This is a genomic window from uncultured Parolsenella sp. (assembly GCF_958346945.1).
Lineage (GTDB): Bacteria > Actinomycetota > Coriobacteriia > Coriobacteriales > Atopobiaceae > Parolsenella.
The window spans coordinates 1-24,484 of record NZ_CATVTL010000015.1 but is presented as its reverse complement, the minus strand read 5'-3'; the positions used below and the strand labels follow the sequence as shown (position 1 = coordinate 24,484).

The 24,484-nt window shown below is 63.8% G+C and carries 22 protein-coding genes; 3 read left to right on the top strand and 19 right to left on the bottom strand.

The window, feature by feature from the left end; genetic code table 11:
* Positions 1-79 precede the first annotated feature (79 nt).
* From Q3866_RS07290 to htpG, 3 genes are all read right to left on the bottom strand, one after another.
* Positions 80-859, bottom strand: coding sequence for a GntR family transcriptional regulator (locus tag Q3866_RS07290; RefSeq protein ID WP_301830707.1), 780 nt, complete (start codon positions 857-859; stop codon positions 80-82).
* A gap of 9 nt (positions 860-868) precedes the next feature.
* Entirely contained in the window at positions 869-1,348 is a 480-nt protein-coding gene (locus Q3866_RS07285; protein WP_195447970.1) for a nucleoside deaminase, read from the bottom strand.
* A 434-nt stretch (positions 1,349-1,782) separates the two neighbouring features.
* Positions 1,783-3,798 carry a molecular chaperone HtpG gene (gene htpG, locus Q3866_RS07280; protein WP_301830706.1) on the bottom strand — a complete coding sequence of 672 codons (2,016 nt, stop codon included), beginning with the start codon at positions 3,796-3,798 and terminating at the stop codon, positions 1,783-1,785.
* A gap of 453 nt (positions 3,799-4,251) precedes the next feature.
* Here htpG and Q3866_RS07275 point away from each other — a divergent pair, with 453 nt between their 5' ends.
* A complete protein-coding gene (locus Q3866_RS07275; protein ID WP_301830705.1) occupies positions 4,252-5,169 on the top strand; it encodes a hypothetical protein in 918 nt (305 codons plus the stop codon).
* Between the two features lie 38 nt (positions 5,170-5,207).
* On the opposite strand, the gene Q3866_RS07270 is transcribed toward Q3866_RS07275, so the two are convergent.
* The 12 genes from Q3866_RS07270 to yqeB form a co-directional block, all read right to left on the bottom strand.
* A complete protein-coding gene (locus Q3866_RS07270) occupies positions 5,208-7,025 on the bottom strand; it encodes an AarF/ABC1/UbiB kinase family protein (protein ID WP_301830704.1) in 1,818 nt (605 codons plus the stop codon).
* Between the two features lie 6 nt (positions 7,026-7,031).
* Positions 7,032-7,376: a phasin family protein gene (locus tag Q3866_RS07265; RefSeq protein ID WP_301830703.1), complete on the bottom strand. Its 345-nt coding sequence runs from the start codon at positions 7,374-7,376 to the stop codon at positions 7,032-7,034.
* Between the two features lie 70 nt (positions 7,377-7,446).
* A complete protein-coding gene (locus Q3866_RS07260) occupies positions 7,447-8,673 on the bottom strand; it encodes an HAD hydrolase-like protein (RefSeq protein WP_301830702.1) in 1,227 nt (408 codons plus the stop codon).
* 241 nt (positions 8,674-8,914) lie between these two features.
* Positions 8,915-9,949, bottom strand: a complete 1,035-nt coding sequence (locus Q3866_RS07255) for a molybdopterin-binding protein (protein WP_301830701.1) — start codon at positions 9,947-9,949, stop codon at positions 8,915-8,917.
* Positions 9,946-10,413: an MOSC domain-containing protein gene (locus Q3866_RS07250; protein WP_301830700.1), complete on the bottom strand. Its 468-nt coding sequence runs from the start codon at positions 10,411-10,413 to the stop codon at positions 9,946-9,948. Before Q3866_RS07250 ends, Q3866_RS07255 begins: the two co-directional genes overlap by 4 nt.
* Before the next feature lie 13 nt (positions 10,414-10,426).
* Complete coding sequence (gene moaC / locus Q3866_RS07245) at positions 10,427-11,029, bottom strand: cyclic pyranopterin monophosphate synthase MoaC (protein WP_367881385.1); 603 nt, start codon at positions 11,027-11,029, stop codon at positions 10,427-10,429.
* 1 nt (position 11,030) lies between these two features.
* Positions 11,031-11,981: a GTP 3',8-cyclase MoaA gene (gene moaA / locus Q3866_RS07240; RefSeq protein WP_301830699.1), complete on the bottom strand. Its 951-nt coding sequence runs from the start codon at positions 11,979-11,981 to the stop codon at positions 11,031-11,033.
* Between the two features lie 4 nt (positions 11,982-11,985).
* Positions 11,986-13,170, bottom strand: coding sequence for a sulfate/molybdate ABC transporter ATP-binding protein (locus Q3866_RS07235; RefSeq protein WP_301830698.1), 1,185 nt, complete (start codon positions 13,168-13,170; stop codon positions 11,986-11,988).
* Positions 13,167-13,841: a molybdate ABC transporter permease subunit gene (modB, locus tag Q3866_RS07230; protein ID WP_293673620.1), complete on the bottom strand. Its 675-nt coding sequence runs from the start codon at positions 13,839-13,841 to the stop codon at positions 13,167-13,169. Before modB ends, Q3866_RS07235 begins: the two co-directional genes overlap by 4 nt.
* 87 nt (positions 13,842-13,928) lie before the next feature.
* On the bottom strand, positions 13,929-14,801 hold the full coding sequence (modA, locus tag Q3866_RS07225; RefSeq protein WP_301830697.1) for a molybdate ABC transporter substrate-binding protein: 873 nt from the start codon (positions 14,799-14,801) through the stop codon (positions 13,929-13,931).
* A 553-nt stretch (positions 14,802-15,354) separates the two neighbouring features.
* A complete protein-coding gene (locus tag Q3866_RS07220; protein ID WP_301830696.1) occupies positions 15,355-16,344 on the bottom strand; it encodes an XdhC family protein in 990 nt (329 codons plus the stop codon).
* A 2-nt stretch (positions 16,345-16,346) separates the two neighbouring features.
* A complete protein-coding gene (gene yqeB, locus Q3866_RS07215; RefSeq protein WP_301830695.1) occupies positions 16,347-17,141 on the bottom strand; it encodes a selenium-dependent molybdenum cofactor biosynthesis protein YqeB in 795 nt (264 codons plus the stop codon).
* 110 nt (positions 17,142-17,251) lie between these two features.
* On the opposite strand from yqeB, the gene yqeC reads away from it, so the two are divergent.
* Positions 17,252-17,986 (top strand): selenium cofactor biosynthesis protein YqeC, encoded by a 735-nt coding sequence (yqeC, locus tag Q3866_RS07210; protein ID WP_301830694.1) that lies wholly within the window; start codon positions 17,252-17,254, stop codon positions 17,984-17,986.
* A 90-nt stretch (positions 17,987-18,076) separates the two neighbouring features.
* Here yqeC and Q3866_RS07205 read toward each other — a convergent pair whose 3' ends face one another.
* Complete coding sequence (locus Q3866_RS07205) at positions 18,077-19,087, bottom strand: BMP family ABC transporter substrate-binding protein (RefSeq protein ID WP_367881384.1); 1,011 nt, start codon at positions 19,085-19,087, stop codon at positions 18,077-18,079.
* A gap of 245 nt (positions 19,088-19,332) precedes the next feature.
* A complete protein-coding gene (locus tag Q3866_RS07200; protein ID WP_301830714.1) occupies positions 19,333-19,680 on the bottom strand; it encodes an aminotransferase class V-fold PLP-dependent enzyme in 348 nt (115 codons plus the stop codon).
* 96 nt (positions 19,681-19,776) lie between these two features.
* Here Q3866_RS07200 and cas9 point away from each other — a divergent pair, with 96 nt between their 5' ends.
* A complete protein-coding gene (cas9, locus tag Q3866_RS07195; protein ID WP_301830693.1) occupies positions 19,777-22,851 on the top strand; it encodes a type II CRISPR RNA-guided endonuclease Cas9 in 3,075 nt (1,024 codons plus the stop codon).
* A gap of 60 nt (positions 22,852-22,911) precedes the next feature.
* On the opposite strand, the gene cas2 is transcribed toward cas9, so the two are convergent.
* Positions 22,912-23,235, bottom strand: coding sequence for a CRISPR-associated endonuclease Cas2 (gene cas2 / locus Q3866_RS07190; RefSeq protein ID WP_301830692.1), 324 nt, complete (start codon positions 23,233-23,235; stop codon positions 22,912-22,914).
* 9 nt (positions 23,236-23,244) lie between these two features.
* Positions 23,245-24,138 carry a type II CRISPR-associated endonuclease Cas1 gene (gene cas1 / locus Q3866_RS07185; RefSeq protein WP_301830691.1) on the bottom strand — a complete coding sequence of 298 codons (894 nt, stop codon included), beginning with the start codon at positions 24,136-24,138 and terminating at the stop codon, positions 23,245-23,247.
* Between the last annotated feature and the right edge of the window lie 346 nt (positions 24,139-24,484).

The following is a 24,484-nucleotide window of genomic DNA, read 5'->3' as shown; positions in this document are numbered from 1 at the left end:
GATGGGAAGCGTTCCCACCCCGGCCTTTGTTTGTGTATGCAGGTTGCAGGGCACGACAGCCGCACCCGCCCCGCTCGCGCTAGTACGCGATATCCATGCGGCGAACGATGTCGAACGAGATGACGCTCGTGTCGACGTACTCCTCGGCCAGAACCACCGGCGCGTCGCTCGTGTCGTAGAGAACCGACCGCGTGACCAGCATCGGGCGCTCCCCCACCTCGGTAGCCGCCTCATCGCCCATGACGGCGCGAGCCTCGCTGGCCGTCACCACGTCAAGCTCGGTGCGCTCCCACGACAGGCGCCTGCCTCCACGCTCGAACAGGTAGCAGAAAAGCGACCTGGGATAGCTCGCGAGCTCCGCGACCGCGGCCGCGGCGTCGTTGCCGCCCGCCACCTCGAGGCCCAGCCAGTCGCGACAGATGGCACACGGCCGGCCGTCGGCCAGGAACTGCTTCGTGACCTCGATGACGGGCTCGCCATCGGAAAGACGCAGCTCACAGCAGGCGCGGGCGGCTTGCTCGCCCTTGGCCTCGCAGGCTCGCAGGGGCCGCACGTCTGCCTTGTGGCCGCAGCGCTCGATGGCACGCGTGAGCTCGCTTGCGGGCGAGAGGTGCGCGCGCACGCCCATGGCCTCGACGTTCACGAAGGTGCCCTTGCCCTGGCGGCGCAGCACGAAGCCATCGGCCGCAAGGTCGTTCAGGGCCTGGCGAACCGTCGTGCGGCTCACGCCCAGGCGCTGGGCGAGCTGCTCCTCGCGCGGCAGCTTATTGCTGGCCGCAAGGTCCATCTCGCCAATGATCGCCTCGAGCGCGCGACGCGTCTGGTCTGAGAGCGACCCCGTCTTTACCCATTCAGCCATGGCGCCCCGCTAGTCCCAGTAGCCCTTGTGGACCTCGGCGGCCTCCTCCTCGACCTCGGGGAAGGGACCCTCGACCTTGATGTCCTTCTGGCCACGGGCAAAGACGTCGCGGCAGGGCAGGTCAAAGGTGGGGTTCTGCTCGTTGGAGCCGGTGAGCTGCAGCAGGCGACGCTCGGTCATGCCATAGACAACGCGGCCGATGCCCGCCCAGTAGATGGCGCCCGAGCACATGGCGCAGGGCTCGGCGGTGGTGTAGAGGGTGCAGTCCTTGAGGAAGGCACGCGAGTACTCGTGGCTGGCGCGGCGCACTAGGGCGGTCTCGGCGTGGCCGGTGGCGTCGCGCTGGGTGATCTCGATGTTCTCCTGCTCCATCAGGATGTTGCCGTCCTTGTCGGTGAGCAGCGCGCCAAACGGCGTGTTGCCGTGCTCGCGCGACTCGCGGGAGACCTGGATGCAGCGGCGCAGGTAGTACTCGTTGGACTCGGCCATGATGCTCTCCTTTTGCTGGTGGCGCCCGGGACGGGCGCGATGGCTGTCGATGTGGCGTGGCCTGTCAGCACGCGTTGCCGGCAAGCAGCGTCTTTTGCCGAGAAGGACGCGGCGTTGTGCCGTCCACCTCGCATGCCGAGACGAGCGCCGGCACGCGTTGCCAGTCGCTCGTCCTATGCAAGGGCGCAACGCCAACACGCGTTGCCGACGTTGCGCCCCATTACCAAGACGGACGACGGTGCGCTCCCCTTCTGCGCGCGCCATCGTCCGCCCCGTAACGCTCGAAAGGTCATACCTATTACCTTTCGACTCCCATCATAGCGCCGCGGGAGCAAAACGCCCCGTGTCGCACGCAGACGGCACGGGGCGAACGGTAAACGGATGGGCTGGACAGAGGCTGGGCGTCACGAAGCCGCAACCAGCGAACGCTCCTGCTACATCAGCTCGCAGACGCGGCTGGCGAAGACCACGGGGTCGTCGGGCAGGATGCCCTCGACGAGCAGCGCCTGGTCATAGAGCAGGCCGGCGTAGAGGCTGACCTTGTCCGCGTCGCCCGCCTCCTGGGCGGCCTTGAGCTTGTCGAACACCGGGTGCTGGGCGTTGAGCTCGAGTACGCGCTGGGCCTTGGGGGCCTCGCCCGCGTCGGGGCCGGCGGAGAGCACCTTCTCCATCTCGAGCGACAGCGGGCCCTCCGAGGTGATGGCGGCCGGCGCGTCGGTGAGGCGCGCGGACACAGTGACCTTCGTGACCTTGTCGCCCAGGGCGTCCTTCATGGCCTTGAAGAGGTCCTCGTTGTCCTTGGTGGCCTGCTCGGCAGCGGCCTTCTCGTCCTCGGTGGCAAAGTCGACGTCGCCGGCGGCAACGTTCTTGAGCTCGAGCGAACGGTCCTCGACCTCGGGCTCGGCGCCATCGGCCACGGCCTTGGCAGCGGCCTCGCGGGCGGCGTCATCCTCGTAGGTCTTGGGCAGACCCTTGGCCTCGTAGGTGCGCATGGCCTGGAAGGTGAACTCGTCGACGTCGGCCGTGCAGAGCAGCACGTCATAGCCGTGGTCGAGCGCGGCGCGCACAACGGGCATCTTCTCGAGGCGGTCGCGCGAGTCGCCGGCGGCGTAGTAGACGGCCTTCTGGCCCTCGGGCATGGCCTTGGCGTACTCGGCGAGCGTCACCATCTTCTTCTCGCGGGCGCTCCAGAACAGCAGCAGGTCTGCGAGCTCGCCGGCCTTCATGCCATAGCTCGAGTAGATGCCAAACTTGAGGCCGCGGCCAAAGTTCTCGAAGAACTTCTCGTAGGCCTCGCGGTCCTGGTCGCGCATGGCCTCGAGCTCGCTCGTGACCTTCTTCTCGATGCGGTTGGCGATGGCGCGCAGCTGGCGGTTCTGCTGTAGCGTCTCACGGCTGATGTTGAGCGTGACGTCGGGCGAGTCGACGATGCCGCGCACGAAGTTGTAGTAGTCGGGCACGAGGTCAGCGCACTTCTCCTGGATCAGGACGTTGGAGCTGTAGAGCGCGAGGCCCTTCTCGTAGTCCTTGCTGTACAGGTCGAACGGAGCCTTGCCGGGGATGAACAGCAGCGCGTCGTACTCGAGGGCGCCCTCGGCATGGAAGGTGATGGTGCGGGCCGGGTCCTCCCAATCGTGGAAGGTGGACTTGTAGAACTCGTCGTAGTCCTTCTGCTCGACGTCGCCGCGCTTCTTCCAGATGGGCGTCATCGAGTTGATGGTCTCGAGCTCGGTGTAGTCCTCGTACTCGGGCTTGTAGTCGTCGCCGGCGTCCTCGGGCTTGGGCTTCTGGCGGCTCTTGGTGACGAGCATCTGGATGGGGTGGCGCACGTAGTTGCTGTACTGCTTGATGAGGTCCTTGAGCGTCCACTCCTCGAGGAAGCGGCTGTAGCGCTCGCCCTCGGTGCCATCGGCGGGCTCGACGTCTTCCTTGAGCGTGAGGATGACGTCGGTGCCGCAGTGGTCACGCTCGCCTTCCTCGATGGTGTAGCCCTCGAGGCCGTCACTGACCCAGACGTGGGCGGTGTCCTCGCCCAGGGCGCGCGTCACGACGCGAACCTCGGAGGCAACCATGAAGGCGGAGTAGAAGCCCACGCCAAACTGGCCGATGATGTCGACGTCGTCGCCCTGGTGGTCTGCGTTGGCGGCCTTGAACTCCTCGGAGCCGGAGTGGGCGATGGTGCCGAGGTTGCGCTCGAGCTCGTCGGCCGTCATGCCGATGCCGTTGTCCGAGATGGTGAGCGTGCGGGCGTCCTTGTCGGGGGTGATGCGAATCGAGAGGCTGTCCTCGTCGAGGTTGACGTCGCTGCTGGTGAGGCTCTTGAGGTAGAGCTTGTCCTCGGCGTCGGACGCGTTGGAGATGAGCTCGCGGAGGAAGATCTCCTTGTTGGTGTAGATCGAGTTGATCATGAGGTCGAGAAGCTTCTTGCTCTCGGTCTTGAACTTGCGCATGCAGTGCCTCCTGATGGTGCGAAGCGGATTTGCGGCGGCGCGCACGGGACGCATGGCGCCCGCGGCGTGCGAAACCGCAAATCTGCTATTGCTTGACTTAGGTTTTATATCCCAAATGCGCGCATGTATTCAAGAAAATCAGCTTGCAAGACAATCGTCAGAAAGGTATTTGCGATTTCTTGAGGCTAAATTGCCGTCCACCGAGTATTGATGCGATTTGGACTATCAAAACACCAGATGAGAATAGCCTGAGACATCAACTATTCCGAGCCTGGAGGTTTAGCCTCAAGAAATCGAAAATACTTTTGGGAGGGTAACGTGGAACGGACACTTTGCGGCCTAACCGCATATCGCTATTACCAGATTCCGCCCCAAATCCTGGTCCTATACCCTCCACTACCCGAGCCGTACCTAGATCCAAAGCATCAAAAGATAGGCAACAGTCCGCTCGCTGTGGACTTACTTGAGACCCCGCTGCACAGGTTAGTTGATAGCACTAGAAATTGCTCTGCCACCAAGCTCTATGTCTCGCACACGGTTGCCCGCGACCTGCCATTTGGGAGCATCCGCAAGACCGAGCACGGCTTTGACGTGGCGTCTCCCGAGTTTGCGCTGCTGGGAATGGCCGCGACCCTAAACAAGTACAACCTGCTCCTGGCCGCCTACGAGCTTTGCGGCAGCTACAGCACCTTCGAGCCGTGCAAGCGCGCCGAGCAGCTGCTTGCCGAGGCAATACAGCGCGGCGACCTGAGCAAAGACGACGGCTGGAAGCGCACCAAGTCAACGACTGGCGAGGCAACCAACCTCTGGAAGCGCGACCTGCTCACCACGCCCGAGAAGCTCGAGCGCTTCTCCAAGCAGGCCCAGGGCTTTCGCGGCATCAAGAAGCTGCGCTGGGCAGCAGCCAACGTCACGGGCGTCTGCGCGTCGCCCCTCGAAGCCAAGGCATCGATGCTGCTGGGGCTGTCGCGCGCCAGCGGCGGTCTGGGCGTGCGCTTCGCAAACAACCACCGCATCAACCTGTCGGGCACGGCGCAAGCCCTCTACCGACACGGACACTGCTATGCAGACCTCTACCTCGACGCAAACGACGCCCACGGCCCCATCGCAATCGAGTGCCAAGGAGCGTCGGTCCACAGCGGCGAGGCCGCGGGCCTCAACGACGCGCGGCGCACGGCCGCGCTCGCGCTCATGGGTGTGCAGGTGATACCCCTCACCCACGACCAGCTCGCCAAGCCAAACGGATGGGCTGCCGTAAAGCAGCTGCTCGGCCAAGTCGTGGGCGTCGACATCAGCAAGAGCGCCCTGCAGCGCGGAGCCGAAAACGAGCTACGCCACGCTCTATTCCCCAACGAGGAGGAGGACGAGTAGCCGGCGGCGCACAGCGAGCAAAGCGGGCAGAGGCCCAGCTACTTGCTGTGCTTGCGGCGATGCCTGGCCCAGATGTTATGCAGGATCGCAAACGCCAGCGCAAACGCGATCACGTAGCACACAAACGCAAACGCCGGCACGTCGAGAATCGTGAAGCGCGCGTGCTCGGCCCAGCCGCTCATGACCACGGCGCTCGCCGCAATCAGGAAGCCCACGCTCAGAACGCCCAGCGTCAGGCGGTCGGCGATGTGGCTCAGGTCGTCGATGGGGTCCTCGGAGCCCACGAAGTCCATGTTGAGCTTGAGCTGGCCGCGCGTGAGCATGCTCATCGCGAGCTCGGCCTGCGCGGCCGCGCCCAGTAGACCCTTCGTGGCCGCCTTGCCACGAATCGCGAGCTCCTCGGCATCATGCTTGACCTTGGCCATCGTGTCGGTGTGCGAGCGGATGTGCTGCGAGATGATGTCAATCATGTTCACGCCGGGCAAAAACTCGTCGAGAACGCCCTCGAGCGTCACGAGGCCGCGGGCCATGCTCGTGATCTGCCCCGGCAGCTCGATGCCGTTGCGCCGCGCGAGCGAGATGATGTTGCCCAGGAAGCTGCCCAGGTCGAGCTCGGAGAGGCTCACGGTGCCAAACTCGTCGACCACCTCGTCGAGGTCCGCGAGCAGCGCCGCGTGGTCGACCTCGTCGGGCGAGCCCAGCGACAGGCGCAGCAGGGCGCTCTTGAGCTTGGGCGTGTCGCGCTCGGCCACCGAGAAGATCATGTCGCGCATGATGCGACGCAGCGACGGGCTCAGCCTGCCCGTGATGCCCAGGTCGAGAAACACGATCTGACCACCGTACACCTCGATGTTTCCGGGGTGCGGGTCGGCATGGAAGAAGCCGTCGTCAAGCAGCTGCGTGGCGTAGTTGTCAACCAGCTTGGTGCCGATCTCGGTGAGGTCGTAGCCCGCGTCGACGAGCTTAGCCGGACTCGAGATCGTAATGCCCTCGACGTACTCCATCACCACGACGTGCTTGGTGCACAGGCTCATGTACGGCTTGGGGCAGGTCACGAACTTGCAGCTCTCGCTGTTGCGGCGGAACTCCTCGAGGTTGCGCGCCTCGACGAGGAAGTCGGTCTCCTCGCGGAAGGTGTCCCATAGCTCCTCCACCACGCTCGTGAGGTCGAGGAACTGGTCGCCCTTGAAGAAGGGGGTGAGGTGGCGCACGAGCGAGCGCATGATGTCGATGTCTTGCGCCATGACCTCCTGCACGTGCGGGCGTTGCACCTTCACGGCGACGTCCTCGCCACTCGCGAGGCGCGCGCGATGCACCTGCGCCACCGAAGCCGAGCCGAGCGGGTGCTCGCCAATGGCGTCGAAGACGTCGCCGAGCGAGCCGCCATACTCCTGCTCGAGCACGGCGACGACCGTCTCGTAGGGCATGGGGTCGACGTCGCTACGCAGCTTGGTGAGCTCGCGGCAGAAGCGCTCGGGCAGAATCTCCGATCGCATCGACAGGATCTGGCCGGCCTTCACGAAGGTGGGGCCCAGCTCCTCGAGCATGCGGCGGAACTTGACGGGCGTGATGCCGCCAAAGATGTCGTACTTGCGCACGATGCCAAAGATCTGCAGGATGCGGGCGTGGCGGCGCTTGCTCGAGATGCCGTAGCGGCTCGCATCGTTGCGACGGGCGCCTCGCAGCAGGCCAATCGTCATCGAGTCGTCCTCGTCGAGCTCGCCCTCCACGCCGGCGAGCGCGGCCTCCCACATAGCGTCCTGCGCCTCGGGGGTCGACGGGTCTGCATGCGGCACCGTGCCCGAGGACCCCTCGGGCACGGCCACATTCACCTTGTCCTTTGGCTCACCAGTCAAGCGCGGCTACTCCTCGGCCTCGTCGTCCTCGACCACGTCGGCCTCGACGTCAACGGTGACGCGGGCGGCATCGAGGTCGTCGGCGATCTCGCGGGCACGGTCGACGTAGTCGGCGCGCTCGGCGGGCGTCATCGTGGCGAGGTGGGCGCGCAGCACCTGGTCCTGCGCGTCGGAGACGGTCTGCTTGGCCTTCTGGGTGAGCTCGCGGTTGAGGTCCTTGCCCTGGTCAACCGTGATCTCGCCCTTCTTGACGAGGTCGTCGATGATCTCGCCGGTCTTCTCGGCACCATAGGCAACGGCGCCCACGCCGGCGAGAAACGTCTTGCGCATGAGGTCAACGGGATCGAGCATGGTGGCTCCTTCCAATCTGTGCGTCGTATGATGGCGCGGCGATGCTTCGTGTTGTTGCTTGTACCCGAAATCAGCCCACGAGAATCGCGCGCATCTCGGCGACCGAGCGGGCCACGGCCGTGGCGCCGGCGCGCTCGAGCTCGCCGTCCTCGGCGGTGTTGCCCAGGTAGACGCCCAGGCTCGCGACGCCGCAGGCGCAGGCGCCCTCGATGTCGTAGAAGCGGTCGCCCACCATCACGGCGTCGTGCGGGGCGCACCCCAGCTCCTCGAGCGCGCGCGTCACGAGGGCCTGCTTGCCCACGTCCTTGGGGTCACGCGAGGAGACCACGGCGTCGAACAGCCCTTCGATGCCGGTGTCTGCCAGCGCGGCGTCGATGAGCTTGTAGTTCTTGGACGAGACGATCGCAAGGCGGCGGCCCTGCGCGCGCAGCTCGTCGAGTAGCTCGCGGATGCCCGCGAACAGCGGGTGGCTCTCGGGCCCAAGCTTGAAGTAGATGGCGCGGTAGCGGCGCGTGACCTCAGCCGCGTCTTCCTCCGACAGGCCATATACCAGCGTAAACGCGGCCGGGAAGGGCGGACCCACCAGGCGCCCCGCGTCACCTATCTGCTCGCGGGTAAGGCCAAAGCCGAGAAGGACCTCGGTAGCCGTCTCGACGATGCAGCGCTTGGTGTCCGCGAGCGTGCCGTCGAAGTCGAACAGCACGCAGGGACGGCTCGCGAGAGACGCCGCCTCGCTGGCGGCACGCTCGGCGGCGCAGTCTGCGGGGCCTTCCGCGCGCAGCATCTTGAGGCCGTGACGGATGGGATCCAGGACAAACCCCAGGTTCTCGGTGGCGCCCTTGGGAGATCCCGGCACGTTCACCACAAGGGTGCGCGCAAGCGTGCCGGCCGTGCCGCGCGAGACCCACGCGTGGTCAGTGATGCCGGCGGAGCGGGAGCGCATGAGCTCGCCCAGGCCCGGGACCATACGGTCGCAGACGGTGAGGGTGGCCTCAGGCGTCACGTCGCGCGGGCCCAAGCCGGTGCCGCCGCAGGTGACGCACAGGGCAACGTCCGCGCGGGCGGCCTCGCGAATGGCGTGGGCGATGCGCCCGGCGTCGTCGGGCTCGACGACCACGTGGGGGTCGACGTCAAAGCCCGCAGCGGCGAGCTGCGCGACGAGCACGGGGCCGGCGGAATCGACGCGCTTGCCGGCGGCGCAGCGGTCGCTCACCGTGATGACGCGAGCCGTATAGGGCACCTGAGCTGCGGCGTCGCGCTCGTGGTTGTGCTCGTGGTCATGGTCGTGGTGGGCCATGGTACCTCCCAAACAAAGAGGCGGCCGCCCCGCAAGGCAACCGCCAAGACAGACGCATCAAGTGTAGTACGCGCGCAGCGGGCACGGCGCCCGACCTTGGGCGAGCGGCGCGTGGCAGAGAAACGCGGCCACTCGCCTCGCCCAAACGCGCCATCGGTTTGGCACGTCCAACGCCGCTCAAACGTGCGCAACCGATGGCTGGAAAGTGGCCGAGCAGCGCGGCAGGCGCCCTCACACTCCCCTACTTGCCAAACGGGCAGATCGGGTAGTGGCACTCGGCGCAGCCCAGGCACAGGCCGCCCTCGCCATAGGCCACGATGTCGTCGCGCGTCATGGGGATGCCCGCAGCGATGCGCGGCATCACGAGGTCAAAGATCGTGGCGCCGGCGAACATCACGCAGCCGGGAAGGCCCAGCACGGGCGTGCCGTCGTCGTAGTAGCCCACAAAGAGCATGGCGCCCGGCAGCACGGGCGCGCCATAGGTGACCATGCGCGCGCCGCTGCGCTGGATGGCGCCGGGGGTGTTGTCGTCGGGGTCGACGCTCATGCCACCCGTGCAGACCACGAGGTCGCAGCCCGCCTCGCGCACGCGGCCAATCGCGGCCACGATGTCGTCGATGTCGTCGCCGGGCAGCTCATGGGCCACCATCTCGATGCCATAGGCGGCAAGCTTCCTGCGCACCACCGGGGTAAACGAGTCCTCGATAAGGCCGCCGGCGACCTCGCTGCCCGTGGTCACGATGCCAACGCGGCGCAGCTTGAAGGGCACGACCTCGCACAGCGGGCCCTCGCCGGGAGCGTCGGCCGCGGCGGCGTCGGCCGCGGCGAGCACACTCTCCTCCACCACGAGGGGAATCACGCGCATACCGGCGAGCTTGTCGCCCTTGCGCACGGCGGTGTTGCCGGCACGCGTGGCGATCATGACCTTCTCGACCGAGTTCACGGCGCGCAGGGCCTCGGAGCGCACGGTAAAGCAGCCGTCGCAAGCCGCGCGCAGCTCGATCTTGCCCTCCTTGATGTCGTCCGCATGGGTGCAGCCCGCGCCCTCGGCGAGCTTGCACAGCCGCAGGGCCGCGTCGTTCTCGTGCAGCATGCCCGGCTGCATCTCCCAGACATAGACGCTGCGCTTGCCCATCGAGAGCAGCACGGGCACGTCCTCAGGCTGCACCACGTGGCCCTTGCGGAACCGTGCGCCCTTGAACTTGCCCGGGATGATCTGCGTCATGTCGTGGCACAGGACGTGTCCCACGGCATCCTGAACGGCCAGTTCCCTCATCGCTCGCACACCTCCACCACGCGGACCTCGTCGCCCGCGCGAACCTTGCCATCACGGATGACCACGGCAAAGATGCCCTCGGTGGGCATCGCGCACTTGCCGGTGAGGCGCTTAATCTCGCAGTCGTTGTGGCACTTCTTGCCAATCTGGGTCACCGCGACCAGGGCCTCGCCCGCCGCAACGACCGTGCCCACGGGCAGGCTCTTGAGGTCGAGCCCGCGCGTGAGGATGTTCTCGGCAAAGTCGCCGGGGGCAAGGTTGGGCAGCACCTCGCGCAACTCGTCGACCGACTCGTCGGGCAGAAGGCTCACCTGGCGGTGCCAGGCACCGGCGTGGGCGTCTCCCACGACGCCTGTGCCCACGGCCAGCTCGATGACGTCGACGGGTTTCTTGCGCACACCCTTCTTGTCGCTGGTGCAAACGGCAACGACGGTTGCCACCTGCGTGTTATTGGTCTCTCCCATTTTTTGCTTATCCCTACTCTTGACGCACGAAGTGGCCCGAACGGCCACCGTCCTTCTCCATGAGCCGCACGGACTCGATGACCATGTCGCGCTGGTGCGACTTGCACATGTCGTAGATGGTGAGCGCCGCGACCGACACGGCCGTGAGCGCCTCCATCTCGACGCCCGTCTCGCCCTTGCAGCGGGCGGTCGCCTCGATGGCGATGCCCTCGGGTTCAAAGGCAAAGCTGATGTCGACGCCGCTCAGCGGCACCTGGTGGCACATGGGCACGAGCTCCCAGGTACGCTTGGCCGCCATGATGCCCGCGACCTGCGCCACGGCCAGCACGTCGCCCTTGCGGGTGCCGCCCGTGCGCACGAGCTCGAGGGTGCTGGGCGCCATGAGCACGCGGCCCGCGGCGCGGGCAACGCGGCTGGTAACGGGCTTGGCACCCACGTCGACCATGCGGGCGCGGCCCTGGGCGTTTACGTGAGTGAGTTCGGCGTCGCGAATCGATGCCGAGGTGGTCGCGGGCGCGTCGGTCGCGGCGCCCGAGTTGGCCGAGCAGGGCGAGCAGGTCGTCCCCGCGACCTCGCCCGCGCTGCCGGCAGCGGCGTTGGTGTTCTCGTTGTCCACGCTAGCCTCCTATCTCGTTCATGTCGCGCGGCGTGGCGCTCGCGCTCACGCCGGGACGCAGGTTGTGGTGGGCCGGCTTGGCCTCGATGCCGGCGCGGATGGCGTCCACGAGCGTCTCGCCGTGCAGGCCCACGAGCGGCACCTCGGCGGCCGAGTGCAAGCAGGGCTTGAGGCGGCCGTCGGCCGTGACGCGAATGCGGTCGCAGCCCGAGCAGAACCGGTGGCTCACCGCGCGGATGAGGCCCACGCGGCCCGCAAATCCCGGGCCCGCGTAGAGCTCGGCCACACCGCCCTCGCCAATGCGCACGAGGTCAGGACAGGTGTTGAGCACCACGTCACCCGAGACGAAGCGCTCGCGTGGCCAGGCGGCGCACTCCCCCATGGGCATGAGCTCGATGAAGCGCACCTCCACGGGCTCGCGGCGCGCGATGTCCACGAAGTCGGCCACCTCGTCGTCGTTGACGCCGCCCATGAGCACGCAGTTCATCTTGAAGTTGGTAAACCCGGCGTCTGCCGCGGCGCGCATGCCGGCGATGGCGTCTGCGAGCTCGCCCGTGCGGCTAATGGCGCGGTAGCGCTCGGGCCGCAGGGTGTCGAGGCTCACGTTGAGGCGCGTGAGGCCGGCCTCGCGCAGCGGACGCGCGAGCGGGGCGAGCATCGTAGCGTTGGTGGTCATGTCGACCTCGTCGATGCCCGGCGTGGCCGCGACGAGGCGCACGAGCTCCTCGACGCCGCGCCGGGCAAGCGGCTCGCCACCCGTGATGCGTACCTTGCGCACGCCCAACGTAGCGGCGGCCGCCACCACCTCGGCGAGCTCCTCGAACGAGAGCAAGTCGCGGTGACGGCGGTGCGCAACGCCTGCCGCGGGCATGCAGTAGATGCAGCGGCAGTTGCACTTGTCGGTGATGGAAAGACGCAGGTAGGAGATGTTCCTGCCCAGGGTGTCCCTCAACTAATCATCCCCTCAGAACCATGACGTCGGCGGGCGAGACCTCGATGGTAACGCTCGTGGGGTCTTCAAGGGAGGCCCAGGCGTCCTTGGACAGCTCAACGCGCAACTGGGTGGTGCCAGGGGTGTCGCACATAACGATGGTCGAGAAGACGTTGTCGATCACGCGGGCAACGCGGCACTCGATGCGGTTGTCGGGCGAGACGGATGCGGAGCCGGGCGCGTCGTCGCCCGCGGCACCAGCGACAGCGCCCGCCACCCGCGCGCCCTTCTCGGCATCATGGGCAGCCGAGCCAAAGCCCGTCTCGGCATCACCAATGGTGTCGACCACGCGGCCGTCGGCACGCACAATGCGCAGGAAGTGCGCGCGCACGCCCACGCTCGTAGCGCCCGCGACGTCCTGCGCGCAAGCGAGCTCGACACCCCAGTCGGCGCAGCGCACCACGCGCCCGCCCACCGCAGTAGCCTCGCTCACGTTCTTGCAGCCGCTGATGATGGCCTCGGAACGCGTGGCCGGCGCGTCGAACAGCTCGTGGGTGCCCACGGTGCGACCGCTCTTGCCAGCCGTGAGCACGCAGACCTGGTCGCACATGCGGTAGGCCTCGTCGCGGCTGTGCGTCACGAAGACCACGCCGCCCGGGAAGGCCTTGAGAGTGTCAGCGAGCTCAAGCTCGATCTGCCAGCGCAGAAAGCCGTCGAGCGCGCTGAACGGCTCGTCGAGCAGCAACAGCTCGGGGTTGTTGGCCATGATGCGGGCCAGGGCGCAGCGCTGCTGCTGGCCGCCGGAGAGCTCCGAGGGCTTGCGACTCTCGAGGCCCTCGAGCCTAAAGGCCCGGATCTGCGCGGCGGCGCGCTCGCGGACCTCGTCCTTGTTGCGGCTGCGCACGCCCGTCTCGACGTTCTTGGCCACGGTCATCGTGGGGAACAGCGCGTAGTTCTGGAAGAGGTAGCCCACACGGCGCCCGCTCGCAGGCACGTTGACGTGCGCGGCGGAGTCGAACAGCACGCGGTCGTTCAGCACGATGCGGCCCTCGTCGGGCGTCTCGATGCCCGCGATGCACTTGAGCGCCATGGACTTGCCGCAGCCCGACGCGCCCAGAAGCGCGAGCGTCTTGGTGGCGTCAGGCGCCTCGAAGGAGACGTCGAGGCTAAAGCCCGGGAAGCTCTTGCGAATGTCGACTGATAGACTCACTTGGTACCTCCCTGCGTGCAGGCGCGGCCCTCGAGCCAGTTCATGGCAAGCAGCACCACGGCCGAGATCGCCATGTTCACGAGCACCCACTTGAGGGCGAGCATGTCGTCTCCGGTGCGCCACAGCTGGTAGACCGTGGTGGAGACGGTCGCCGTCTGGCCGGGGGTGTAGCCGGCGATCATGGCGGTAGCGCCGTACTCGCCCAGGGCGCGAGCAAAGGCCAGCACCGCGCCGGCGAGGATGCCCTGCGCGCAGCTGGGCATCTGGACGTGCCAGAAGGCCCAGGTGCGGCTCTTGCCCAAGGTCTGGGCGGCGTCGGTGAGCGTGTCGTCGTAGGCCTCGAACGCGCCGCGGGCGGTACGGTACATCAACGGGAACGCCACGATGATGCAGGCAAAGATCGCGCTGTACCACGTCATGGTGAGCTTGATGCCAAAGGTCTCGAGCACCCACGCGCCCACCGGGCGGCGTGGCCCCAGGACGAGCAGCAGCAGGTAGCCAACGACGGTGGGCGGCAGCACGAGCGGCAGCGTGAGCACCACGTCGAGCAGCGCCTTGACCGTGCGCGGCAGGCGGGCGATGAGCTGCGCGGCGCCGATGCCGGCAAAGTACACCACCACCGTGGCCACCGCGGCGATGCGCAGCGAGTTTATGAGCGGATACCAGTCCACGGTTTCCTCCAACGACACGTGCCCCGACCGTCGAAATTCGGCCGGGGCGCCGCTTAGACTCTTATCTCACGCCATACGCGTGGCCCGCTACTCGGACAGCGGCTTGAAGCCGACCTCCTCGAAGCAGGCGCCGGCCTCGGAGCCCTTGAGGAACTCGAGGTAGTCCTTGGCGGCCTGCTCGTGCTTGGTGCCCTTGACGACGGCAGCCGGGTAGATGACCTGGCCGCACATGTCCTTGGTGGCGACGTCGACCACAGTGAGACCGGCAGAGACGGCGTCGGTGCGGTAGATGATGCCGCAGTCGACGGCGTCCTCGGAGACCTGCGTCGTGACTTCCTTGACGTTGGTGCCGTAGGTCAGCACGCCAGCGGCGGCGAGCTCGTCCTCGTTGAGGTTGTAGTAGGCCAGGATCTTCTGGGTGTACTGGCCCACCGGCACGTCGGAGTTGCCCATGGCGAGCTTGATGTCACCGGCCTGGAGGTGCTGGGCCAGCTCATCGAAGCTGTTGATGTTGGCGGGGTTGCCCTCGGGGACAACGAGGGTGACCTCGTTCTCGAGGATGTTGAAGCGGGTGTCACTCTCGATGAGGTCGAGACCCTCGGTGTTGACGCTCGAGTCAGCGGTGACGTCGAGCTGGTTCATCTGCTTCTGGCCGGCGGAGATGAAGACGTCACACTCGGCGCCCTCCTGGATCTGGGTCTTAAGGGTGCCCGAGGAATCGAAGGTGAAGGCGACCTCGGTGCCGGTCTCCTTGGTGAAGGCGTCGGTGGCCTTGGTAAGGCTCTCGGTCATGCTCGCGGCAGCGAAGACGATGAGGCTCTCGCCCGAGGCAGCGGCCTCGGTCGTGGCGACCTCGGTGGTGGCGGCGGAGCCACCGCAGCCCACGAGACCCATGCCGGTGGCGGCGACGATGCCGGCGCCCATTCCCTGCAGAACCTGCCTGCGGCTGACGTTACGCATGTTGCATTCCCTTCTCCCCCGCTCGGCCCCAGTGTGGCTTGAATACCAAGAAATTCTTATTTCCGCTTAGGCGTTGTGTATGATTTTAAACAACGCTCGCCATAAGAAACTGAATCAAAGTCTGAACTCTTACAAATGGTTTGGCAACCCTTAAGGGAAGAGAACAGCCCTAACGGGTCAACCGTTCTTGCGAGCGGTATATAACGCTATGCGAACGGCGCCCGCCGCGACGGGGACAGGGGGCGAGTCCTTTGCCCCCGCCGGCACATGGCCGCCCGGGACAGGGGGGACGGGTCCTTTGCCCCCGCCGGCACATGGCCCCAACCGCAGCCAGCCACAGCCATCCCCCAACCGCAAAATCCTAGGAAAATGCCGTTAACACTATCCGTTAAATGCTGATAACGGCATAATCCTAGGAATTTGAGAAAGAGGCGGGAGCCGAGCGAGCCCGGCCGGACCACAACCCCGCCTGGGATGGGGAGGCAGGCCCGTGTCCGCCAATCCACAACCCCGCCCGGGATGGGGACGGGTCTTTTGCCCCGTCCCCCGCCAACTACATGCTGGGGCAGGCGTGCGAGACGTGCGAGGGACCCTTGTCGGCGTCGCCGGCGTGACGCACCTCGATAACTTTGGCGGCGATGCTCACGGCAATCTCGGCCGGGGTCACGGCGCCAATCGAGTAACCAATGGGCAGGTCGACCGCCGCGATCTGCTCAGGGGTCGCACCGGCGTCGGCCACGACCTTCTCGAGCACGCGGCGCTTGTTGCGGCTGCCCATACAACCAAGGTAGCAGGGGTTATGGCGCATGGCCTGGGCCACGACCTGCTCGTCTGCCACATGCCCGTGGGTCATCACGATCACGTAGTCGCACGGGGTAAGCTCGATTCCTTCGTCGATGTTGGCAAAGTCGCCGAGAATGACGCGGCTCGCTGCCGGGAAGTTCTCGGGCTTGGCAACGTCGGGGCGGTCGTCGAACACCGTGACCTCGAAGTCAATCGCGGCAAGCGCGGGCACCAGAGCGCGACCCACGTGGCCACCGCCAAAGATCACGGCGCGCTCGGCGGCCGCGACCGTCTCGACAAAGACGTCGCCCTCGAGGTGGGGGTCGCCGACGTGGGTCGGCACGTCGTCGGGCTCGTAGGTGGCCACCGGCTCGGGCGCGCTCCAGTCAACGAGCAGCCGGCCCGTGCGCCCAGCGTCGGCGGCGTCGAGCGCGGCGGTGAGCGCCACGAGGTCTGCCTGGCTCAGGGCACGAACACCCAGGTCCTGGGCCCCGCCACAGGCGATGTCGACGACGCCGCGCTCCATCGTGACGCGGCGCGGGCGGCCGTCGAGCAAGCACTCGCGCGACATCTCCCGGCAGCGCAGCTCGGGCGTGCCGCCGCCCACGGTACCCAGCAGGGTGCCGTCCTCGAGCGTGAGCATACGGGCTCCGGCGTGGCGCGCGGCCGAGCCACGCGTGGCGAGCACGACGCACTCGACCACCTTGCGGCCGGCCTCGAGCTCCCCGGCAGCGGCGCGCAGCAGCGAAATTCCCTCCATGGCTAGCCTTCCAGACGCGACGTGAAGTGGCAGATGGCCTCGAGCACGCCGCCGCCAACGGCGCGTGCCTTGTCCGAGGCGGTGAAGCAGTGGGCGCGCTCGCAGCGCGGGTCGATGTCACCGGACTTCATGCCGGCCGTGACCTCGACGCCCTCCTGGAGCAGGCCGCGCAGCACGCCGTCGATGGTGCAGGTCATGGGCACGCCGGCAACCGTCGCAGCCACCTGGCCCGCGCGCACGACGTCGCCAATCTGCAGTACCGGTTCAAAAATGCCGTCGACCGGGGCGCGCAGCACGCGGTCGGCGGAGTGGCCGGCGATGACGCCGGGGATGCCCGTGTTGGGCGCGGCCGGGCCGTCGAGAATGACCTGGCCCAGGTAGTGGCCACGCTTGGTCTCGACCACGGCGTGGCAGTCCCTACCTGCGGTAAAGCCGGGACCCACGCCAATGACGACGGGCGCCATGTCGCGCGTGGTGCCCAGGTTCTTCTTGGCGAGGATGGCGTCCACGAGAACGGCCGGCCTCAGCTCGCGGGTGCTTGCGCCCTCGGGGTCCACGAGCACGGCGACCTCGCCGGAGACCACGATGGTGCGTGCCTCGGCCAGCGAGTGCGCGAGGCGTGCGCGGACCCCCTCGACCTCGCACTCCCCCAGGCGGATCGCCTCGGAGAAGCACACGGTGCGGCGAATGGACGTGGGCGTGGGCAGGTCGCACATGACGACCTTGCAGCCGGCGCGATGCAGGCGCAACGCGATGCCGGTCGCGATGTCGCCCGCCCCCCGAATCTCTACGAGCATGGTCTCTCCCATCCCTGGCATGCGTCAGAATTGGTGTGTAGCTCAGCGTAGTATATTCCCGAGAATAACGCCCGAGCCAGCTTGACCCTAACTATAGGTTTGGTTGCCTGATGAATTGTCTTGACTCGCTGCTCTCATCCGTGGGCGGACGCATCTCCTCCGGGGACGTGCGCTGCGTGGCCGTCATCGGCAGCGGCGGCAAGTCCACGCTCCTGCGCGCGCTGGGCGAGGACGCCGCGGCGCGAGACGGACGCGTCGTGCTCGCCACGACGACGCACTTCCTGCCGTTTGGGGGGATGCCACTCGTGACCTCGGGCGACATGCGCGAGCTCACGCGGGCGCTCGACAGCCGCAGCCCGGCGTGCGTGGGCACGCCCACCGCCGACGACCTAGGCAGGCTCGCGGCACCGGCGATGCCGCTCGAGGAGCTCGCGGGTGCGGCAGACCTGCTCGTGGTCGAGGCTGACGGCTCCAAGCGGCTACCGCTCAAGGCGCACGCCTCGCACGAGCCGGTCGTGCCCGCCTGCGCCGACCTCACGACGTGCGTCGTGGGTGCAAGCGGCTTTGGCGGCCTCGTGGGCGAGAGGGTCCACCGCGCCGCCCTGCTGTGCGAGCGCGTCGGATGCGGCGTCTATGACACGGCAACGCCCGAGCTCGTGGCCCGTGGCATGGCAGACGAGATGGCCCGCGGGCTCATCGCGCCGGACGTCATCGTCGTGAACCAGGCCGAGACGCCCGAACGCGCTGCCGCCGCCCGCCGCTTCGCCGCCGTGTTGCGCGGACTCGGGTGCGAGACGCCCGTCCTTCTCGGCAGCGTCCGTGACGGCGCGCTCGAGCACGCGTGAACGGGAGATAGGCACCCGTTCCAAAAAGAAATGGGCCTCCCAGCCGTTATGGCACAGGAAGCCCGACAAGAGCGAGGCGCGTCGAAACCTCTACATGAACGTTCCTGCCTTGATCTGGTCCACGATGGAGAGGTACTCTTCCTGGACACTCGCATCGACGGAGCTCGAGAATGAACCAATCTTGATGAAGCCGTTCGCGAGGTTACCCTCGATCACCTCGTTGCCATACTTGCCAACCTCTACGCTCTTCATGGCCTGTTCGACCATGCCCTTGTAATCAATCACGACGGAGCATGCAATCTTGGCGCCATAGTACTGTCCACAGTCCTCGATAGATCCAATGGCAAAACAATCGTCATAGGAGTCCAAAGCCAGCGCTGCTCCACAAGCGACACAGGGGTTATCGCAGAAGAGAACATCATAACCCGCGTTAAGAATCCCGTTAGCTCCTTGGCTAACATCATTCTCATTCTTCCCGGCATAGTCCAAATATGAGGCAGTATCTATGGAGGGATTTACCTTACGGGCCGCGTCACAGAACGCATCGGCTTTCTCCTGGAAGCTTGGCAGACTATGACTCTGGCCCATGATCTCGACGAATCCCGTCTTCGTAAGCAGGCCGGCAAGCGAACCACCCAGTTGACCGACCTGCGTTCGATCCGTTGAAATCGACATGATGTTTTGTCCCTCAGCCGAGCCCTCGAACACGCAGAAGACGGTGTTTGGATTGTCTGGAGCAACATGCTCCACGATGTAGCCGAGGTACTCAGGTACGCAGATAAGACCATAACCGTCAGCGATATAGCACAGAATCGTCTTTTCCACCTCATCGGGGCTCAGCCCGTCCTGGTAGTCCATGCTCCAACCCAGTTCGTTTGCCGCATCTTCAACTGCGCAGCCAAGCTCGAGATCTGTATTGTGATCTGTTAAATCGGTCGAGCACACAAACGCAACCTTACGTTCGGTCGGCTCTGGAGCTGTCGTCGCCGCCTCAGTCGTTGAGCTCGTCTCCGCCGCCTCGATATTTGGAGCTTCCTGCGCGGCATTGTTGCCACAGCCCACGAGGCCAAGACCGAGGACACCTGCACCCGCAATCTTCATGAACTGTCTTCTATTGAGCATCGTTGATCCCTTCTCAATCAACTGGCGGCAGGGCCCGCGCCCCGCCTTCGATAGCACCAACTTACCCCCCCCCGATTGCGAAATAGCAAGTCCTGGCGGCAACAAATCGGCTCACGGACCAGAGGCGTCCACACATCACAATCGGCAAGCTCCGCCTTTGAGAATGGTTTTTCAACCGAGAAGGGAATGAAAAGTCCCAAAGACGGAGCCTGCAGAGTACGCTGCTACTCCTCCGCGATCTCTCGGATGGCGCCGATGGCCACATCGATCTCCTCGGGCGTGGTGAACCAGCTGGTGGAGAGGCGCACGATGCCCTGGCGCTCGGTGCCGAGCGCACGGTGCATGAGCGGGGCGCAGTGGGCGCCTGGGCGCGTCGCGATGCCCCAGCCGTCCATGAGGGCGTCTGACACCTCGGCCGAGTCCAGGCCCGAGACGTTCAGCGCCACGACGCCCGTGCGCGCGCTCGCCTCGCCCAGCTCCAGCGCAGGCCAGTCGCCGTAGACGGTGACGCCGGGCACGTCTGCCACGCCCTCGTACAGGCGCCGCGCCATGGAGAGCTCATGGGCACCCATGGCCACCCGTCCGTCGATTTAGCTGTCTGAGACACCAGATTTATGTCCGCCGCTTCCTATACTTTGAGACGAGCATTACCGAGCAAAGGAGTCGTCATGGATAGCGAGCAGCCTCCCTATACCCTTGGTCATGACCGAGATGAATGGCAGGAAATTAAAAAGCACCTGACTAACAGGCCCTATCTCGTTCTCGGCCTCGATCCGGGCATCTCAAGTTGCGGCTTCTGCCTTATCGACTTTAACAACCATCTCATTCTTGAGATGGGAAGCCATCTCTTCAAGGCGCCACAGCAGGACAAAAACAATATGAGTCTTGCCGTAGTGCGTCGAAATGCACGCAGCACTAGAAGAAACAATCGCAGGACAGCCGCTCGCCTTAGCCACTGCCTCGCCCTCCTCAAGGAGGCAGGCCTCGTTCCCAACGACGTCGATAAGGCCTGGCTCCAGACACGCAAGGGAGACAAACCCGTTACCAAGCTGCGCGCGGTTGGCCTTGACCGTCCTCTCAGTGACCGCGAATTTGCCCAGGTTCTTTACTCCCTCTGCGGCAAGAGAGGCTACATTCCACACGGGGAAGGCAGGGCCGGCGAGACGGACGACGCCGAAGGCAAGAAAGTCCTCAAGGCAATTGCGGACAACACAAAGGCCATGGAGAGCGGTGGCTATCGCACCGTCGGAGAGATGCTCTACCGAAGCGATAAGGGCCGCTCGCGCAATCGCGGCGGCAACTATGACCTTTGCGTCTACAACTCGCAGATTCAAGACGAGGTTAAAGTCGTCTTTTCAGCCCAGAGAGAGCTCGGCAACAATAGGGCCACCCAAGAGCTCGAGAAGAGCTACTTCGAGTGCCTTACCTGGGAGAAGAAGTCAGCCGATCATGACGTGAAGGTATACGAGCTGGTAGGCCCTTGTACCTATTTCCCCGAGGAGAAGCGTGCCGCTAATGCAGACGTCTCGTCCGAGCTGTGCCGAGCCTACGAAAGGCTGGGGCATCTCGTCATTGTTCACGAAGACGGTGCAGAGCAGACGCTTACTTCCGAGCAAATCGATAAGTACATCGGCATCCTGTTCTCACCCTCCCCAATCAGGGGCAACAAGGACTGCAAGGTCACCTACAACACCATCAGGAAAGACCTCGACATTAGCGCGAAGAGCATGTTCAAGGGGGTTGCCAAGGAAAAGGAGAAGGACGAGGTCTTCGCACCAAAGGCATGGCGCAAACTGCGAATTATCCTGCCCACATCCTTGCTAGCGTCCATGATTGAGGATAGATCGTTCGGGGATGATATTTGCGAGGCCATCGCGTACTCCAGCACTGAGGAGACTCTCTCCGAGTGTCTCGAGACTATAGACCTGTCTGAAGATGACCGCGAGACCCTTCTCTCCGTTCCTTTTACAAGCAAGCTATTCAAGGGTTACGGGAATCGAAGCCGCAAGGCGCTCGACCTTCTGATCGGAGCCTTCGAGGAGCCGGAAATCAGGACGCTCACCGAGGCAGAAGTGGCAACCGGGCTCAAAGGTAAGCGGGACGAGGGGCGCTTCCCGCGCTCAACGTTGCTGCCTCCCTATAATGCATATGACGAAACTTGCCGCAACCCCGTGGTCCTTCGTGCTATGGGCCGCATGCGCCGCATCATCAACTCGATTATCAAAATCTACGGTGTTCCCGACGAGATTCATGTCGAGCTCGCACGTGAGCTCAAGCAGTCGAAGCGCGAGAAAGACCTCGTCACAAAGAGACGCAACGCCCGAGAGGCCGACAATAAGAGGCACGCAAAACTCGCCGCCGACATTTTGGGCGTCGAGCCCGAGGCCGTGAGGGGGAACATCATCCGTATGCTCGCTCTAAGAGAGGAGCAGGGGTGCAAGGATATCTATACGGGAGATCGAATCGATCTAGAAAGGCTCGTGACTGACGAGCACTATTGCGAAATCGACCACGTGCTTCCTTATTCACGAACCTGCGACGATGATCAATCCAACAAGACGCTCACCTTTGCCAGCAACAACCAAAATAAGAGGGAGCGCACGCCCTACGAGTGGATGACCTCCGATGAGGAGAAAGCTCCGAACTGGGAGGAGTACCGCAACCGCGTCATCGCCGAGGTGAAGAATCCCCGCAAGCGCGCTAAATTTCTCAACACCCTCCTCGACGAGGATACTCAGGAGGGGTTCATCAACAGGAACCTCAATGACACTCGCTATATGTCTCGCGCCGTTAAGAGCTATCTGGAAGACTGCCTCATCTTCCCCAAAGGAAAGCGCGAGAAGCACGTGACGGCCGTAGCCGGTGGCGCTACGGGCAATCTTCGCTGGGTATGGGGTCTCAACTTTGGAGCGCATGGTGAAAAGAATCGCAAGGATGATCGACACCATGCCGTTGACGCAGCAGTCATTGCAGCTTGCAACGAAAGCGCCGTTATGAAAGTCGCAAAAACGACCTCCATGGGTCGCGAGCAATTTAGGAAAGAGCGCAAGGCTCGCCTCTCCAACACACAGCCTTGGCCGACCTTTGCCGATGAGGTCGCCGCTATTCGCGAGCTCGTCATTCCGACCCGCATGGTTAGTCATGGGGTCACGGGGCGTATGTTCGAAGACACTCTGTATCACATCGATGACTATACGCAGGACAGAGGTAAATACCCGCTCGTACGAGCCAAAGGCAAACAAAATAAGGGCGGGAATATTAGATTCATTTCCGACGATACGGCTCAAAAAATCGATGGGATAGCATTCTTAAGGCTATGGCTCGATCCGGACGCACCAGCCACAGGACAAACAAGAGGCAAATGGTATGCAGAGCCTGTCTACTATGCAGACATTCCCTCCATCAAGCATGGGGACTACGTACCCAGAGCCATTGAACAGGAAGTGGCGAGAATCAACTGGCAGCCCATTCCGGAGAGCGCAAAATCCAGTGGGCCAATCACAGTCTATCCGGGAGACGTCGTATTGGTCGACAATCGCGCAGCTCGTTTCTCCACAATCGGCATCACAAAGTGCCAGCTCACCATGCTAAATCTGCTCAGCAAAGAACGCGTTACGGACTGGCCGTCGATTGGCAGCTGGAGGCAAGACACCGAGGTGCGCGTTCTCGAAGAAGACTGCCTTGGCCATTGCTACAAACACATTGCCATCACTCGCGACAGTTCAACATATCGAGTCGAGTAGCCGCTGTTAATGACGCCTCGCATCTTCACGATGCGAGGCGTCATCCATACTTCAAACCACTTAAAATGAGATCGTCAGCTGTGAACCAGGATCGGCAATATGTTCCATTCTCGGTCTGTTATCGACAAGCACTTCTCTCCCCTCATATTGCTTCTCTGTGAGCGTAAGAACAGTCACAGCTCCCGCAAGTGGGAGATTCGCCTCAAGCCTCTTCAGATGGGCATCGGCACTGTCACGCGACAGCAGGACTCGCGAGTAGACGCTAAACTGCTCCATGTGATAGCCGTCTTTGATGAGAAACTTGCGGAAATCGGCATATGACCTACGCTCGCTCTTGTTACCCGTCGGAAGGTCAAACATCACAAGCATCCTCATGATTCTCATCATCGCTCCTTATTCCAAGCCCGCCTTCTCAAGCGGGATTACCGACGGAAGCTCAAGCAACGAAGCGTCACCGACCCGAACGGCCTTCTTGAAAGAATCGAGTTCGTTTTCAATGGCCGTTTGAACGGGAACTTTACCTGAGGGGATTTGTACGAGGCATTCGAATATCGAGGCAAGCTCGCGCTTAATGTCCGAGGTTAGCTCGCCCTCAAGGACCCGCTCAACGATTAACAGATCGACTACGGGACGAAAGGGCTCGATCAGATCATCAACGAGATTGAACGCATTCAGGTTGTTGTTGTGATGGATGCCTCGAGAGACAAGCCAGCCACCACCAACGGCAGCCCTACCAATCCCGGCGCGTAATACGGTGTACCCATAGTCAAGCGCCGAAGAGAAGGGGCCACTTCTACGATTGCCCTCGGATATCAGCTTCTTGAAATAAGCACTTGCAGCAACAGATTCTCTATTTGTCGTGTCCCCTGATAGGACGTCCTTGGACCAAGATCTGATTGGAGCTCCATCCAATCCCATAAGATCAAGGACAGTCGCTTGGTTGTTAATCTTTGCCTTAACGATCCTCTGCCAAAGCCGCTTCTGGAGCGGCTTCGAGATGGCAAGCTGGTCCTCGACAATTGCAGAATGGCGAGAATGAGCGCCGAGCGGAAGGAGCAGGCCGTTAGGCATGTGGTCGTCACCACAAAACATAACGCCAATACCAGCATCAACCATCTTCGAAAGGGCTGCTGTAGTAATCTGCGCACGATGGGTCTCGATAATGAGGACCCAGATATCTTCGAGTGGAATGAGGCCCTTGAGCTCGCCTTGTTGTTCTATTGCAAGAGCGGCATTTTTGACCGAAAGAGAAGCCGCATTCTGAATGCATATCGTCCTCTTTGGCATTCAACTCACCTCTCTGTAGAATTATAATGTCAACGTCTAGCAAGGTTTGTGCCAACTGGGGAGCTGGAAGGAATCACGGCTAGACAAGGGAATCACTTCGAGTGATTACCCGCAAGGTAGTTTGTTGTTCGCTTCGGCGGCAGCAAGCGTAGCCCGCCACTATCTGAGATGGTGGCGGGCGAACCTTTTTCTGTAAGCGGTTTTTTGGAAAAAGGCCAATGAATGACTCGTCGGCGCATACAAAAGCTCATTTTTATTTCAAGCGAAACCAAAACACCCCCTGTTCACAGGGGGTGTTTTGGTTTCGCTATTGTACCAACTGGGGAATTGGAAGGCCGGCAAGACT